General features: G+C 39.5%; 12 protein-coding genes and 1 tRNA gene. 7 read left to right on the top strand and 6 right to left on the bottom strand.

What is annotated here, in order from left to right:
• Window positions 1-66 precede the first annotated feature (66 nt).
• The 4 genes from GY065_RS05160 to GY065_RS05145 form a co-directional block, all read right to left on the bottom strand.
• Window positions 67-142 (bottom strand) — tRNA-Asn (locus tag GY065_RS05160).
• Between the two features lie 124 nt (window positions 143-266).
• The gene (gene argB / locus GY065_RS05155; RefSeq protein WP_174833317.1) at window positions 267-1,181 is read right to left on the bottom strand and encodes an acetylglutamate kinase; all 915 of its coding nucleotides are present in this window, start codon (window positions 1,179-1,181) and stop codon (window positions 267-269) included.
• Window positions 1,182-1,469: 288 nt separating this feature from the next.
• Window positions 1,470-1,931, bottom strand: coding sequence for a Holliday junction resolvase RuvX (gene ruvX, locus GY065_RS05150; RefSeq protein WP_174833316.1), 462 nt, complete (start codon window positions 1,929-1,931; stop codon window positions 1,470-1,472).
• Window positions 1,924-2,502 (bottom strand): YqgE/AlgH family protein, encoded by a 579-nt coding sequence (locus GY065_RS05145; protein ID WP_174833315.1) that lies wholly within the window; start codon window positions 2,500-2,502, stop codon window positions 1,924-1,926. Before GY065_RS05145 ends, ruvX begins: the two co-directional genes overlap by 8 nt.
• A gap of 207 nt (window positions 2,503-2,709) precedes the next feature.
• Here GY065_RS05145 and gpmI point away from each other — a divergent pair, with 207 nt between their 5' ends.
• The 3 genes from gpmI to GY065_RS05130 all read left to right on the top strand — a co-directional run bounded on the left by gpmI (window position 2,710) and on the right by GY065_RS05130 (window position 7,220).
• Window positions 2,710-4,233, top strand: coding sequence for a 2,3-bisphosphoglycerate-independent phosphoglycerate mutase (gene gpmI, locus GY065_RS05140; RefSeq protein WP_174833314.1), 1,524 nt, complete (start codon window positions 2,710-2,712; stop codon window positions 4,231-4,233).
• The gene (locus tag GY065_RS05135) at window positions 4,233-5,540 is read left to right on the top strand and encodes a murein hydrolase activator EnvC (protein ID WP_174833313.1); all 1,308 of its coding nucleotides are present in this window, start codon (window positions 4,233-4,235) and stop codon (window positions 5,538-5,540) included. Before gpmI ends, GY065_RS05135 begins: the two co-directional genes overlap by 1 nt.
• A gap of 138 nt (window positions 5,541-5,678) precedes the next feature.
• On the top strand, window positions 5,679-7,220 hold the full coding sequence (locus tag GY065_RS05130; protein ID WP_174833312.1) for a S41 family peptidase: 1,542 nt from the start codon (window positions 5,679-5,681) through the stop codon (window positions 7,218-7,220).
• Between the two features lie 122 nt (window positions 7,221-7,342).
• Here the strand turns inward: GY065_RS05130 and GY065_RS05125 are convergent, their stop codons facing one another.
• Both GY065_RS05125 and ppsA read right to left on the bottom strand, forming a co-directional pair.
• The gene (locus tag GY065_RS05125; protein ID WP_100141592.1) at window positions 7,343-7,924 is read right to left on the bottom strand and encodes a hypothetical protein; all 582 of its coding nucleotides are present in this window, start codon (window positions 7,922-7,924) and stop codon (window positions 7,343-7,345) included.
• Window positions 7,925-8,277: 353 nt separating this feature from the next.
• Entirely contained in the window at window positions 8,278-10,665 is a 2,388-nt protein-coding gene (gene ppsA, locus GY065_RS05120; protein WP_174833311.1) for a phosphoenolpyruvate synthase, read from the bottom strand.
• Window positions 10,666-11,082: 417 nt separating this feature from the next.
• Here ppsA and GY065_RS05115 point away from each other — a divergent pair, with 417 nt between their 5' ends.
• From GY065_RS05115 to GY065_RS05100, 4 genes are all read left to right on the top strand, one after another.
• The gene (locus tag GY065_RS05115; RefSeq protein WP_100115470.1) at window positions 11,083-11,904 is read left to right on the top strand and encodes a pyruvate, water dikinase regulatory protein; all 822 of its coding nucleotides are present in this window, start codon (window positions 11,083-11,085) and stop codon (window positions 11,902-11,904) included.
• 645 nt (window positions 11,905-12,549) lie between these two features.
• Window positions 12,550-13,320: a gamma-glutamyl-gamma-aminobutyrate hydrolase family protein gene (locus GY065_RS05110; RefSeq protein ID WP_174833310.1), complete on the top strand. Its 771-nt coding sequence runs from the start codon at window positions 12,550-12,552 to the stop codon at window positions 13,318-13,320.
• Between the two features lie 8 nt (window positions 13,321-13,328).
• The gene (locus tag GY065_RS05105; protein ID WP_174833309.1) at window positions 13,329-14,663 is read left to right on the top strand and encodes a glutamine synthetase family protein; all 1,335 of its coding nucleotides are present in this window, start codon (window positions 13,329-13,331) and stop codon (window positions 14,661-14,663) included.
• Window positions 14,664-14,750: 87 nt separating this feature from the next.
• Window positions 14,751-16,139, top strand: a complete 1,389-nt coding sequence (locus GY065_RS05100; protein WP_174833308.1) for an aspartate aminotransferase family protein — start codon at window positions 14,751-14,753, stop codon at window positions 16,137-16,139.
• Window positions 16,140-16,143 lie beyond the last annotated feature (4 nt).

Here is a 16,143-nt window from a genome sequence, read left to right as displayed (position 1 = left end):
AACAAATTAAATTGATCATATCGATAATGGAAAACGCACTCAGTAAACTGAGTGCGTTTTCAAATCTGGCTCCCCGACCAGGGCTCGAACCTGGGACCTGCGGATTAACAGTCCGTCGCTCTACCGACTGAGCTATCAGGGAATGAGGCGAGATTATAGCGATTGTATTTTTACTGTCAAGCCTTTTAAGCAACTTAATAATTATAATTCAATTAAATTGTTCATTACACAATAATTAAATATTGATGAATAATTTATATTGTTAATTATTCAGATCGCTCGTTCTGACCAAGTATCATGGTTCCGACACCTTTGTCAGTAAAAATTTCCAGTAATAAGGCATGTGGTACACGTCCGTCAATGATATGGGTATTATGAACGCCATGCATGGCAGCCTGCAAAGTAGCATTAATTTTAGGCAGCATACCATTCTGCAAAGTACCGTCAGCAATTAAAGCACTGATATCGCATGGTGTTAACCGGCTTAATAAATTATTATTTTTATCCAGTACGCCGATAGTATTGGTCAGCATGATCAGCTTTTCCGCTTTCAGACTTTCTGCCAGTTTACCTGCTACTACATCAGCATTGATATTAAAAGCTTCTCCATGTTCACCCACCCCGATAGGTGCTACAACAGGAATATACCCATGCTCTACCATTTCCCGAATCAGAGCGGTGTCTATTTCTTCAACTTCTCCAACCTGGCCGATATCCTGCTTTTCATTTTCAGAGTTGGTAACAAACAGTTTTTTAGCCTTAATAAAATGATTATCACGGCCGGTAATGCCTACAGCATGTCCTCCGTGCAAATTCAGTAAAGACGTGATTTCCTTATTAACACAACCACCCAATACCATTTCAACAATATCCATGGTTTCACTGTCTGTCACCCGCATACCCTGAATAAAATGATTTTCCTTGCCGACTTTATGTAGTAGTTCATTAATTTGCGGACCGCCACCATGTACGATAATCGGATGAATACCGACCAGCTTGAGCAAAACGACATCTTTAGCAAAAGATTCTTTTAATTGCGGGTCAGTCATGGCATTACCACCATATTTGATTACCATAGTCACACCGGAAAATCGCCGGATATATGGAAGCGCCTCTGCTAAAATATTAGCTTTTGTTTTAGCCTCAATGGTATCAATATTAATGATGGTGTCTGTGCTCATTACTTATCCCAGTTTGATTGAATTGATTATTTTTTCTATGGTTAAGTTTATCTTCTGTTTTGATAAATTAAAACCATAATTTGTAATTAGATGTTTAAACCAGGTACTGAACAGATAAAAACACAACTGTAAACAAACGAGAAAAGCAGATAGGAAAAGCAAATCAGCTGACATTGACTTTACTGATAACTAAATACATTAAAACATTTTTATACAGACAATGTATTCAGTGTTATCAGCAGACAGGATGTGATCTATAAGATTTTTTAAAAAGATGACGGATAAAATTTAATCAAGTTTTGCCATACATGCTCCCGTACTAAAATACGTCGCTAAAATAGCCTGTGCGGCGACCTGATCCAATACTTGCTTGCGTTTTTTTCCAAATACCAATGCTTCGTTCAGTAAACTTTCTGCAACAACAGATGTCCAGCGTTCATCTACCCAGTATACCGGTAAATTAAAACGTCCATGTAAACGATTACCAAAACGACGACAAAGAGCAGTGGCCTCGTCTTCAGCACCATCAGCATGAGTTGGAAAACCCACAATAAGAGCCTGTGGCTGCCACTCTTTAATTAAAGCCTGAATACGGTTGAAATACTGCTCGTTGTTGACAATAGTAATCGTCTCCAGCGGATGTGCGCTTGTAAGCTCGGCCTCTCCGATGGCTATCCCGATACGGGCAGTTCCAAAATCAAAACCAAGTACAGTACCACGCTTTATTGGAGAAAGAGCTGAATCAGGCATGACCCACCATCATACTCAGATTGGTAATATCAATATTTAATAACTGCAAAGCAGCTTTATAACGTTGCTTATAAGGCATATCAAATAAGATCTGAGTGTCAGCAGGTACTGTTATCCAGCTATTATTTGCCAGTTCCTGCTCCAGCTGTCCGGCTGACCAGCTGGAGTAACCAATAGTAGCTACAGCTTTATCCACTGTATTTTCCTGTGTCAGTCCCAGAATAATATCACGGGAAGTTGTCATGGCTATATCATCAGTTACCAATAAACTGCTCTCCCAGGAACCTGTCGGAGTATGTACCAGAAATCCGCGGTCAACCTGTACCGGACCGCCCATCAGAACACTTTGTCCGTGGAATCGTTCCGGTGTGGGAGCTTTAGCAGAATCAAACAGTAAATCCATCATAATCGGCGATGGTTTATTCACAATAATGCCCATGGCACCGTCTGCATTATGTTCGCACAGGTAAATCACGCTTTCTTTAAAAAACGGGTCCTCCATTGACGGCATGGCAATCAAAAAATGATTTGCCAGAGAAAAACCGGAAGGAGCGTTTTGTTGTGCAACCATATTGTGCTTATCCATAAAATGATATCAGACCAGATAAAATGAATTTGTCGTTAAATTGGGTTTGTTTTGCAGTTTCTCAAGCCTGCTCTTTTCGTTATAATTCTATCTTACTCCAAAGCGGATTGTTTTAACCGTTTTTTAAATTCTCATTAAAGCAAATAATACTGGCAAACTTGGTCAAAAGCGGCCATTACAGAAAGGTCAATTGTGTCATTAATTAAACCTGTTGTTCTTTTAATTCTGGATGGTTTCGGCCATCGTGTTGAAGGAAATGACAATGCTATTTTACTGGCGCATACTCCTCATATCGATAACTATCGTCAGCAATATGCTTATGGCACAATAGATGCTTCAGAACGAATGGTCGGATTGCCAGTTGGCCAGTTTGGCAATTCAGAAGTAGGTCACCTGAATATTGGTGCAGGCAGAATTGTACCTCAGGATATTACCCGAATCGATATGGCCATTGAAGACCATACTCTCGAACAAAATCCGGTTTTGCGACAGGCATGGAATAATCCGAATCATACTGTACATCTGATGGGGTTATTTTCTGATGGTGGTGTGCATAGCCATATAGAACATTTTTTTGCAGTTATAGAAGCCGCATTAGCTGCCGGCATGCAAAAAATTGTTGTCCATCCGTTTCTTGATGGTCGTGATACACCGCCGCAAAGTGCCCGTCCCTATCTGCAACGACTGCAACAATATATGCAACAGCATTCTCAGATATTATGCGGAGCAGTTGTCGGACGTTTTTTTGCCATGGACAGAGATAATCGCTGGGATCGGGTTGAAGCTGCTTATAATGCCTTATTTGGCGATGCGCCTTATCAGGCTGATTCACCTGTTGCTGCATTAGATGCTGCTTATACCCGTGGCGAGCAGGATGAATTTGTTAAACCTACCATTGTCAGCCCTCAGGCAAAGCTGCTGGATGGTGATGCCATTCTGTTTCTCAACTTCCGCGCTGATCGCGCACGTCAATTAACTCAGGCTCTTACTTTTGCTGATTTCGACGGATTTAAACGCAAATATCGTGTACAACCGGGATATTTTTCCACGATTACTGCTTACGGCACACAATTCAGCAATCCAGTAATGTTCGAAAAACAATCAGTAAATAATGGTCTGGGAGAATTTTTGGCCGGACAGGGTCTTAGCCAGCTCCGTATAGCAGAAACAGAAAAATACCCGCACGTAACTTATTTCTTCAGCGGTGGTCGGGAAGAGCCTTATATTGGTGAAGAAAGAATTATGATTCCTTCACCCAAAGTGAACACATACGATTTACAGCCAGAAATGAGTGCTGTCGGCATTACTGAACAGATTATTGATAGTCTGAAACATCATCGCCATGATGTTATTATTTGTAACTTTGCCAATGGTGATATGGTTGGACATACCGGCTCACTTGAGGCCGCTATAAAAGCAGTAGAAACACTGGATAGCTGTGTAGCACAGGTTGTCGAAACGACACTTTCTGCAGGCGGAGAAGTGATCATTACAGCTGATCACGGTAACTGTGAACACATGTATGATGAAAAAAATCAGCAACCTCACACACAGCATACAGTTGAACCTGTCCCATTTATCTATATAGGGCGTAAGGCAACAATCCGTTCCGGCGGAGCACTTAAAGATGTAGCGCCTTCTCTTTTAACTGCTCTGGGACTGACTCCGCCTGCAGAAATGACAGGCCAGAACCTAATTGAATTCACAGATAAATAATGAAATCTTTATTCTGTCTCATTCTGATATGGTGCAGTACCCTTTTCTCTTTGGCTATCGCTGCCAATAATCAGAAAATTCAACAACCACCCGGTGAACTGAAACAGGTTCACCAAGCTATTTCTGCAACACAAAACCAGATCAGTAAAACTACGGTTGAACAGAAAAAAATTGATGCATCAATGGCAGCAACTAGCCAGCAGCTTAATCAGGCAAAAAATGAGCTTAACCGCATTCAGCAACAGCAACAGACCAGTATGCGGCAGTTACAAACCCTGCAAACCAACCTGGATAAAACCCGTACCCAGATTGCAGAAACTCAGACCCAGATAGCCCGTTTACTTAATGCTCATTATCGAAACCGTCAGCCTAACAGCGTATATTTAATGCTAAAAAAGGACCCCTCCGACCAAAAAGGACGCTCGTTACAATATATCCGATATTTAAATGAAGCCAATGAGCAGGTTATTCAGCGTTTACGCCAACAACAATTGCGAATGAATGCACAGCAACAGGCTATCAATAATCAGCAACAGCAACTTTCTTCTTTACAAAAAAAACAACAGCTCCTTATTAATAAACTGCATGCTGAACATGCTATTCAGCAAAGCAAATCCAGCGTATTAAACCAACAACTACAAGTACAGAATAAGCAGTTACAATCATTAAAAGCTGATGAGAAAAGATTGAATAATTTATTAAGTAGGCTGTCAGCCCAGGGAACGATGCGTCGTCTGGCACAGAATCCGGCTAAACCACCTAAACAAAATACCGTTAAACCGGAAAATACCAGTCAACCGCACACTTCTCCCACTACTAAAAATCCTGTAATCATTGATACAAATAATACAAAACAGCCATCAACTTTAACTGCAGAAGATTTAGCTTTACAGGCTACAGAAAATATTAAAACTCCGCTAAAAGGGCTAGCACAGAAACAGGGACGTCTTTCCCGACCGGTTAACGGCAGCATATCAGGAAGATTCGGAGAAAACAGACCAAATGGCGGCATCTGGAAAGGATTGTTTTTTTCCTGCAATAATACGACAGTACAAAACATATCTGATGGTAAGGTAATTTATGCTGCATTTTTGCAAGGTTACGGCAATACCGTTATCATTGATCATGGTGAAGGTTATCTCAGTATTTATACTGGTTTGTCTTCAATCAGTGTTTCTGCGGGTAATACTGTCAGTACTGGTCAAACCATTGGTATAAGTGGTAAATTACCAGACGGTCAGAACGGACTGTATTTTGAAATTCGTTATCATAATCAGGCAATGAATCCATTATCATGGCTACACTAACACAGACTATACATTGCTATTACCTCTAATTATTTTATAGTGTACACTCTGACAAATTTTGAATTTTCATCATAACCTGTTATATACGGTTATTAGTATCCTGAATTAATGTCGTTATCAGAAAGAACAATAGTAATAATGGCTAAATCTAGATTTAAAAAAGCAGCTCTATATACATTCGGCGCTTTTAGCGGTGTTATTCTCACTCTGAGCATACAGGGTTATGCTAACGAGAAATCCGAACCTCTACCAGTACAATCTCTTCATACTATGGCTGAAGTTTACGGACAAATTAAAGCTAATTATGTTGAGAACAAAACTGACGATGCTATTCTTGAAGGCGCAATGAAAGGTATGGTCAGTAACCTTGATCCGCATTCAGAATATCTGACAGTTAAAGATTATTCAGATTTGCAGGAAAGTACTACTGGTGAATTTGGCGGACTGGGAATGGAAATCAGCTCAGAAGACGGACTGATTAAAATTGTGGCGCCTATCGAAGATACACCTGCTGAGCGTGCCGGTATTAAAAGTGGTGACTACATTGTTAAAATTGACAATGAGTCCACCCGTAACATGACTGCTACTGAAGCTGTGAAAAAAATGCGTGGTAAACCCGGAACCAGCATAACGCTGACTCTGGCTCGTAAAGATGAAACTCAGCCGATTGTGGTACGCCTGACAAGAGCTATCATTAAAGTTAAAAGTGTCCGCTCCAAGCTTCTCGAACCTGGTTACGGTTATGTGCGCATCATGCAGTTTCAGGAACATACTGTAAGCCTGCTGGCCGATGCCATCAGAGATCTGGAAAAAGAGAATAAGCAACCGCTGAAAGGTCTGGTACTAGACTTACGCGATGATCCGGGTGGTCTGTTAAACAGTGCTGTTGGTGTTTCTGCTGTTTTCCTGAAACCGGGAGTAAAAGTAGTTAGTACCAAAAGCCGAGATAAAAAAGAAGGCATGATATTAAAGGCCATTCCTAAAGATTACGTAGTTAGAGGTAATGACCCGCTGATAAATATGCCAGAGGAAATAAAAAATATTCCTATTACGGTTTTAGTAAATTCAGGTACAGCTTCTGCTTCAGAAATTGTTTCCGGTGCGCTTCAAGACTATAAACGTGCTGTAATTGTAGGAACTCAGAGCTTTGGTAAAGGTTCTGTACAAACAGTTATTCCGTTATCTAATGGCGGTGCAGTTAAATTAACAACTGCACTTTATTACACCCCTAATGACCGTTCAATTCAGGCACAAGGTATCGTGCCTGATGTTGAAGTGAAAGATGAAAATCGTAAATTCGAAAGTCGAGAAGCCAATCTTGGCGGACATCTGAGCAACCCGTTAGGTGGTAAAGAAGTTAAAGGGGAGTTAACAGGCAGTCAGAAGAAAACGGCTGCTCCGGCTCCGGTTGCTGATAGTAAATCTGTAAATCAAAATTCTGAAAATACAACAGATAGAGACGGCGCTAAAGATATAAAAACCAGTAATATTTCCAATAATAAAGACAGCAAGAAAAAGGATAATGAAGACTGGCTGGAAAAACGTGTGCCTAATCCGGCGAAAGATGTTCAATTGAAAGCTGCTCTGGACTTGGTAAAAGATCCAGTAAAATGGAATCAATCACTTGGACTGGCTGCAAAAAAACCAGTTAAAACGGATGACAAAAAAGATAAAAAATAGCATTTTATCTAAAAAAACAGATAGCTTTGCTATCTGTTTTTTTTATATTTTATAATATTAAAAATCTTTCTGATTTAAATTTAATATGACTGTGATATCACACCTATTAATATCAGAAATAGTTATATATTATTTTTGACTGGCAAATTCGAGTAATTAGTACAAGGTAATCTATTTATTATTTCTTGTCTTAATGGCTTGACAGCAGTTTCTATTTCATTCGAATTATTACTATTTAATATCAGATCATACAGCTGCAATGCTTTAATAGCATAAACAACCTTCAGCTTAATTTTTACAGAACTATCATGTTTTTGATTAAATGCTTTTTTCCAGGTCTTAATATCTTTATCTGTAAACTGGTTTTCACATAATTGTTTCAAACTTTCATCTGTTTGTTTTTGTTTGCTTTCATCTAAATTCACTATTGAAAAATAGTCAAGATTGGTGGATTCTAAATCATAGTAAATCGCCAACTTCAATTGATCCATACTATTCCCTCTTTTGGCCGATTTTTCTATTTTTTTTAATATTTTATCATTATAGTCAATTCTATTCATATCATAAGCTATATTTTTTGTGAGCATGGTATTATAGAACCTATAAGGAACCATACCAGCAGAAAAAATAATAGCTTTCGAATAGGAAAATTGACTGCTAAAGATAAACAATAAACCCATAACCACCAGTTTTCTGTATTTCACTACTATCTCCTTTGCGATTATTACTAAATTTGAAATAAAAACACTAATTTACATATTAGCAATTTACAGTAGCGATATCATATCTCTATAACAACAATATAAATAGTGAAAATTAAAAATATACTTTTTTAATTTTTCATACATACATATTTTTGCCCTTGATTATCAATTAATTCATTAACATATGAATATAATAATGTAATTTAAAATATTTATAAAATTAATTTTTTAATTTTGATTAAATAAGAAGTAATATTAATAATTAGTGTCACAGTGATTTTATTAATCCAGAATAAATAAAAGACTGCCATTTAAATGGCAGCCTTTATTTGTTTATTTTTAACTGAAAAGATTTATTTCTTCAGTTCCTTAGCAAGATATAACCATGTTTCAATTACAGTATCAGGATTCAGAGAAATTGTTTCAATTCCTTCCTCAATCAACCATTTAGCAAAATCAGCATGATCAGATGGTCCTTGCCCGCAAATACCGATATATTTGTTTAATTTACGACAAGCCTGAATTGCCAGACTAAACATCACTTTTACAGCCGGATCGCGTTCATCGAAAGTACCTGCAATCGGCCCACCGCTATCACGATCCACACCCAGAGTTAGCTGAGTCATATCATTTGAGCCAATAGAGAACCCATCAAAATATTTCAGGAACTGTTCAGCAAGGACTGCATTTGTTGGCAGTTCACACATCATAATCAGACGCAGACCATTTTTACCACGCTCCAGCCCGTTGTCTTTCAATGCGCGTACGACATTTTCTGCCTCTTTCAATGTACGTACAAATGGAATCATAATTTCAACATTAGTCAATCCCATTTCATCACGCACATATTTCAGTGCTTTACATTCAAGTGCAAAGCAATCTTTGAAATCATCAGAAACATATCGGGCTGCACCGCGGAAACCCAGCATCGGATTTTCTTCATGAGGCTCGTATTTATTACCACCTAAAAGATTGGCGTACTCATTAGACTTAAAGTCAGACATACGCACAATTACTTTTTTCGGATATACAGAGGCAGCCAGTGTTGCCACACCTTCAGCAATTTTATCAATATAAAAGTCTACCGGAGATGAATAGCCGGAAATTCTGTCAGTAATGGTGGCTTTCATCTGTTCATCCTGCTGATCAAATTCCAGCAAAGCACGAGGATGAATACCAATCTGGCGGTTAATAATAAATTCCATTCGTGCCAGACCAATACCATAGCCCGGTAAACCTGAGAAGCTGAATGCCAGCTCAGGATTACCTACATTCATCATGATTTTGGCTGGTGATTCAGGCATATTATCCAAAGGTATTTCATTGACATCAACTTTCAGTAAACCTTCATATACATAGCCTGTATCCCCTTCAGCACAGGACACCGTTACTTCCTGACCATCCTGCAAAGCAGAAGTTGCATTACCACAGCCAACCACTGCCGGAATACCCAGCTCACGCGCAATAATGGCTGCGTGACAAGTACGTCCGCCACGATTGGTAATAATCGCAGAGGCACGTTTCATAACCGGCTCCCAGTCCGGATCGGTCATATCAGTAACCAGTACGTCACCTGGCAACACTTTATCCATCTCATCAACAGATTTAACCAGACGTACTTTACCCTGACCGACTTTCTGACCGATGGCACGACCTTCTACCAGAATGGCAGATTTATCATTAATCTGATAGCGACGTAGAACACGGCTGTTATTTTCCTGTGATTTCACAGTTTCAGGACGAGCCTGCAAGATATACAGTTTGCCATCAACACCATCACGCCCCCATTCAATATCCATCGGACGGCCATAGTGTTCTTCAATTGTCAGTGCATACTGTGCCAGCTCAGTAATTTCTTCGGCACTGATTGAGAATTTTTTCCGGTCGGCAGCATCAACATCTACTGTCTGTACAGATTTACCTGCCTGAGCCGCATCAGTGAAAACCATTTTAATCAGTTTAGAACCCATGGTTTTACGCAGAATCGCAGGACGTCCGGCACGCAGAGTTGGTTTATGTACATAGAATTCATCCGGATTTACTGCACCCTGTACAACAGTCTCACCCAGACCATAGGATGATGTAATGAATACAACCTGATCAAAACCAGATTCTGTATCCATGGTGAACATTACCCCGGAGGCGCCTTTATCAGAACGTACCATCCGCTGAACACCGGCAGACAGAGCCACTACATCATGAGCAAAATTTTTGTGCACACGATAGGAAATGGCACGATCGTTATACAAAGAAGCAAATACATGGTGCATAGCTTCTTTGACATTATCATAACCGCTTATATTCAGAAATGTTTCCTGCTGACCGGCAAAAGATGCATCAGGTAAATCTTCAGCAGTCGCAGAAGAGCGTACAGCCACGCAAATCTGGTCAGTACCGGCATCAGCTACCATTTTTTCCCATGCTGCCTGTAAATCTGCTTCCAGTTCAGGCGGAAATGGGGTGTCCATGATCCATTGACGGATCTGTTTACCTACCCGGGCCAGTTCGGCAACATTATCTACATCTAGTGCCTTTAGCTCGTTATTGATACGTTCACTCAAACCTTCGTAAGCAAGAAAATTGCGATAGGCTTCGGCAGTGGTAGCAAAACCACCGGGTACACGCACACCTTTTTCGGTGAGCTGTGAAATCATCTCGCCAAGAGATGCATTTTTGCCGCCGACGCTTTCAACATCAGTCATGCGCAGATTTTCAAACCAGATTACGTTATTACCGGCCATGATGGTTATCCAGTGAGGAGTGGGAAAGTTGAAGACGACCTATTCTAACTAGTCAGGTATAAAATGTCATGTATTTTTGGCTATTTATCCGGCCTTAATTGAGGATAATTTATCCATAATCAAACACTATTCAGATACAAATCCTTGATACCTTGAATATTTTAATTTAAATCTCAATTAATTGGATTAACATATCAAAATAATTAATTTTTCAGCAATTTTATTTCATAAATATCTTTTACATTCAATAAAATATTAATTTTATTGCTTAAATATTGCATATTCAGCTTAATTTTATATTTTAAGAACATATGTTGAAAATAATCCAATATTTAAGCATGAGCTGGAAGAAACTTCATTTACGATGGATAATTCGTTTAGTCGCCGCTTTTTGAACTCTGAATTATGCAGATAAATATGAAACCAGTACGTCAAGTTTTTTTTGTTTCCGACCGTACCGGCATTACTGCCGAAAGTATGGGTCTGGCTTTATTAAACCAGTTTGACAATATAGAATTTAAGCGTGCTACCTACCCTTTTGTAGACACTGAAAAAAAAGCACGTGAAATTGTTGCGTTAATTAATAATGCTGCTAATCATAGTGAAACACGTCCTTTGGTTTTTTCCAGCATTGTTGATGAAAATGTCCGTAAACTGATCAAAACCAGTGCCGGGCTGCATATGAGCTTTTACGATGCATTTATCGGTGAGCTTGAAGATGAACTCGCCACAGAGGCAAATCACTCCATTGGCCGAACTCACGGAATGCATGATACAGAACGATACGATAAAAGAATGGAAGCAATTAATTTTGCTTTGAATCATGATGACGGAATTACCGATCGCGAACTGAAAAAAGCTGATGTGATTCTGATGGGCGTGTCCCGTAGCGGGAAAACACCTACATGCCTTTATCTGGCATTACAGTATGGTATTCGGGCTGCAAATTATCCTCTTATACCTGAAGATCTGCAAAGTAGCGAACTGCCCAGAATGCTGCAACCATTCCGGCAAAAATTATACGGATTAACCATAGATGCAGATCGTTTGCATCATATTCGTTCAGAGCGCCGTCCTGATTCACGCTATGCCAGTCGTGATAATTGCCGGCATGAAATTTTAACAGCTGAAGATATGTTCCGCCGTTTTAATATTCCTTACACCAATACAACTCATAAATCTATTGAAGAACTGGCTGCAAGTATTATTTTAGCGGCTAAATTACAACGGCGATTTTAGGTCTTTCGTTATAAAATTTTGCCCTGAATAAATTCAGGGCTTTTCAATCATGTTTTATATTTATCTGGTATCAGTAACAGACAAATAAGTTAAGCAGAATTTATATCAAATCAAATCTTTGAATACATGAATATTATTACCTGAGCACATAACATGTTTTTATGTACTATCCAAGGTAACTGTACTATATCTAAATTTCCAAATTAAAATATGTCTGAATATTCAGATACCATCCAGAAGTACTGAGTTTTTTATTCCGTAGTCGAATTGTCGCAAAGATATACTTTAGATTATTTTTCTCTTGCTTTAGTGGCGTAATTAGCAAAGCATACTTATCTGTATTTCGTAATTATATTATATAATTAACAATTAATTAACATAATCGATAACAACAGTAATTATTTCTTAGTCAGTAGATTTTCACACCAGCAAAAACAACAAATAATCTTGGCATCAATATAACCATAATATTTTTAATTTAATTCTAAAAATTTATTTTTATGCGTATAGATGATATCTTTTGTTATCTATAAATCGAATTGTTTTCAATTTGGGTTAAGTTTTCTTGCCATTTTGTTTTTCTCATGGGATTATGAATCATAAAATTCAAAATTGTTTTAACTATTAATCCTTTGAGACAGTTTTATGCAGCCGCGTCCAATTATAGGCATACCCTGTGATGTAAAGCAGATAGGTAAGTGGAATTTTCACGCTGTAGGTGAAAAATACATTCATGCGGTTCAGGACAGTGTCGGCGATGTTATTTTACTTCCGGTGCTGTCTGATCAGGAAGTTTTAACTCGCCTGCTCAAATTGGTTGATGGTGTTTTTTTACCCGGTTCTTATTCAAATATAGACCCGAAATGGTATAGTGAATTATCGGCACGAGATGGAACGTTACAGGATGCAGCCCGTGACCATACTGTTTTACCGCTAATTAAATATATTATTGATAGTGGTATACCACTTCTGGGTGTTTGCCGCGGTCTTCAGGAAATCAATGTTGCACTTGGTGGTGACCTGCACCAGCATATACAGGAAATACCCGGTTATCTGGATCATCGTGAACCTGATAATCAGCCAATTGAAATTCAGTATGGCGATGCGCATGCTATTAATCTGGAAACAGACAGTTTATTGATGCTGTGGCTGGCAACAGACCACAAACAGTATCAGGTCAATTCTTTACATCAGCAAGGAGTAAAAACGTTAGCACCCGGGCTTAGCATAGAAGCAACTGCTCCAGATGGTCTTATTGAAGCATTCAGGATTGATGCAGCATCAATATTTGGCTATGCAGTACAGTGGCATCCCGAATGGCAATATGGGAATAAGCCACTTTCTATCGCTATTTTTAAAGCTTTTCGTGAAGCATGTATGCAATATAAATTGCACAGGCGAAAGGAATCATTTTAAGGTGACTTATGTATGATGACATATTTAACTGGCTTAAAGAACATGGTATCACTGAAGTAGAATGTATATTACCAGATATTACAGGTGTGGCTCGCGGTAAAATTATTCCCAAAGATAAATTTATATCTGAACCGGATATGCGACTACCCGAGGCAGTACTATTGCAAACAGTAACCGGAGAATATCCGCAATCCAGCCTTCTTGATGAAACTGATGCGGATATGGAATTAAAGCCAGACCAGACTACTCTGCGCTTTGTTCCCTGGGCTCAGGATCCGACAGCATCACTGATATTTGATTGCTTTTCTCCCGACGGTTTACCGGTTGAAACCGCACCGCGCAATGTACTCAAACGCATATTAAAATTGTATGAAAATATGGGGCTGGAACCAATCGTTGCTCCGGAAATGGAATTCTATCTGATTTCACCCAACCCCGATCCGGATGTCCCACTGCAACCTCCGATCGGACGTACTGGACGCAGTGAATTCGGACGACGGTCTTATGCTGTGGATGCAGTAAATGAATTTGACCCTCTGTTTGAAGAAATTTACGACTACTGCCATGAACAGAACCTTGAAGTTGATACGCTGATTCATGAAATTGGTGCCGCACAGATGGAAATCAATTTCCTGCATGGTAATGCTCTAGATTTAGCCGATCAGGTATTTTTATTCAAACGCACAGTACGTGAATCTGCCTTTCATCATAAAATGTATGCCACTTTTATGGCTAAGCCTATGGAAGGAGAACCGGGCAGTGCCATGCATATCCATCAGAGTCTGAACAACGTAGAAAATGGTAATAATGCATTCAGCAGTGATGATGGCACTCCTTCAGAACTATTTTTTCATTTTATTGGCGGTTTGCAAAAATACCTGCCGCAAACCATGCCCTTTTTTGCTCCGTATGTTAATTCTTTCCGCCGGCTGACCCGGTTTACAGCTGCACCAACTAATGTTGAATGGGGTTATGACAATCGCACTGTGGGTTTACGTGTTCCGCGAGCCAAAGCCAAAGGAAGACGGATTGAAAACCGACTGGCCGGAGTGGATGTCAATCCTTATCTGGCAATTGCCTGCTCACTGGCCTGTGGTTATCTGGGAATTAAAGAACAGCTACAACCGCGTGCTCCGTTGAGTAGTAATGCGTATTCATTACCTTATCAGTTCCCTACTACACTGGAAGAATCGATAGAACGTTTACGCCAGTGTGAATCAATTCATGAAATACTGGGGCAGCGCTTTGTTGAAATGTACATTGCCGTAAAAGAACAGGAAGTTTCTGAATATTTTCGTGTTATCAGTCCTTGGGAGCGCAAATATCTACTGTTGCATGTCTAAAACCATCTTAATAGCATATTTCATCTGTTATACTTGTGCTAATACATTGAATGATAGCTTATAACATTTTATAACAAAGGAGTTTTTATGAATAATAAAACCGATGTCAGACTGGCTGTAAAACATCATTTACATCCTTTTTCCGATAATGCTGAGCTTAAAAAACACGGTGTACGCATGATGGTTAAAGCAAAAGGCATTTATGTATACGATAGTGACGGCAATGAAATTATCGATGGTATGGCCGGATTATGGTGTGTCAATATCGGATACGGAGTAAAAAAACTGGCTAAAATTGCCGAGAAACAAATGCAAGTGCTGCCATTTTACAATACTTTCTTCAAAACAACCCATCCTGCAATCATTAAGTTATCGGAAAAACTAGTTGAAATCACACCAGAGGGATTTAACCATGTGTTTTATACCAATTCTGGTTCTGAATCGGTTGATACCATGATACGCATGGTTCGCCATTACTGGGCTTCTGTCGGCAAGCCTTCTAAAAAAGTGATCATTGGTCGCTGGAACGGTTATCACGGCTCTACCTTAGGCGGAGCAAGTCTGGGAGGTATGAAAGGCATGCATGAGCAAGGTGATTTACCGATTGCCAATATAGTTCATATTGAACAACCCTGGTATTACGGCTTAGCCAAAACTAGTGAAAGTGAAGAAGAATTCGGCATTCGTGCTGCTAACTGGCTTGAAGAAAAAATTCTGTCATTGGGTGCGGACAAAATTGCAGCGTTTGTTGCAGAACCGATTCAGGGTGCTGGCGGAGTGATCATTCCTCCTGCAAGTTACTGGCCGCGAATTGAAGCCATCTGTAAAAAATATGACGTACTACTGGTGGCTGATGAAGTAATTTGCGGTTATGGGCGTACTGGCAGATGGTTTGGATTCGAAACCTTTGGTTTCACGCCAGATATTTTTACGACCGCTAAAGGACTGTCTTCCGGCTATTTACCAATCGGGGCAGTTCTGGTCAATGACAAAGTAACAGAAGGTCTACTGGCCGGGGGTGAGTTTAATCATGGTTTCACTTACAGCGGGCATCCGGTTTCAGCTGCAGTTGCCTGCGCAAACCTGAATATAATTGATAAAAAGAATCTGATTGAAAAGGTACGTAATAAAACAGGTCCTTATATGCGCAAGCGCTGGCAGGAAACATTCAGTCAGTTTAAATATGTTGCTGATATTCGCAGTGAAGGATTGATGTGTGGTTTTACACTGGTAAAAAATCGTGATAATCGCGAGTTCTTTGACGATTTCGGCGCTACAGGTTTGATTTGCCGGGATATCTTTTTTAAGAACAATCTGATTTTCCGCGCCTGCGGTGACCACATCGTAGCGGCTCCTCCGCTAATTATTTCCAAAAAGGAAATTGATAATATGCTGGCAATCGCCAGTGTGTGTATGCGCGAATTTGAGGAACTTATGGACAAAAAGCTGGATTGTGATACAGATAAGGCTGCCTGAATTT

This window comes from Snodgrassella sp. ESL0323 (assembly GCF_013346865.1).
GTDB lineage: Bacteria > Pseudomonadota > Gammaproteobacteria > Burkholderiales > Neisseriaceae > Snodgrassella > Snodgrassella alvi.
This window is presented reverse-complemented; position numbering and strand designations above follow the sequence as displayed.

Coding starts and splice junctions, on each gene's coding strand:
- argB (WP_174833317.1), bottom strand. CDS start 1,181: ATGAGCACAGACACCATCATTAATATTGATACCATTGAGGCTAAAACA.
- ruvX (WP_174833316.1), bottom strand. CDS start 1,931: ATGCCTGATTCAGCTCTTTCTCCAATAAAGCGTGGTACTGTACTTGGT.
- GY065_RS05145 (WP_174833315.1), bottom strand. CDS start 2,502: ATGGTTGCACAACAAAACGCTCCTTCCGGTTTTTCTCTGGCAAATCAT.
- GY065_RS05135 (WP_174833313.1), top strand. CDS start 4,233: ATGAAATCTTTATTCTGTCTCATTCTGATATGGTGCAGTACCCTTTTC.
- GY065_RS05130 (WP_174833312.1), top strand. CDS start 5,679: ATGGCTAAATCTAGATTTAAAAAAGCAGCTCTATATACATTCGGCGCT.
- ppsA (WP_174833311.1), bottom strand. CDS start 10,665: ATGGCCGGTAATAACGTAATCTGGTTTGAAAATCTGCGCATGACTGAT.
- GY065_RS05115 (WP_100115470.1), top strand. CDS start 11,083: ATGAAACCAGTACGTCAAGTTTTTTTTGTTTCCGACCGTACCGGCATT.
- GY065_RS05110 (WP_174833310.1), top strand. CDS start 12,550: ATGCAGCCGCGTCCAATTATAGGCATACCCTGTGATGTAAAGCAGATA.
- GY065_RS05105 (WP_174833309.1), top strand. CDS start 13,329: ATGTATGATGACATATTTAACTGGCTTAAAGAACATGGTATCACTGAA.
- GY065_RS05100 (WP_174833308.1), top strand. CDS start 14,751: ATGAATAATAAAACCGATGTCAGACTGGCTGTAAAACATCATTTACAT.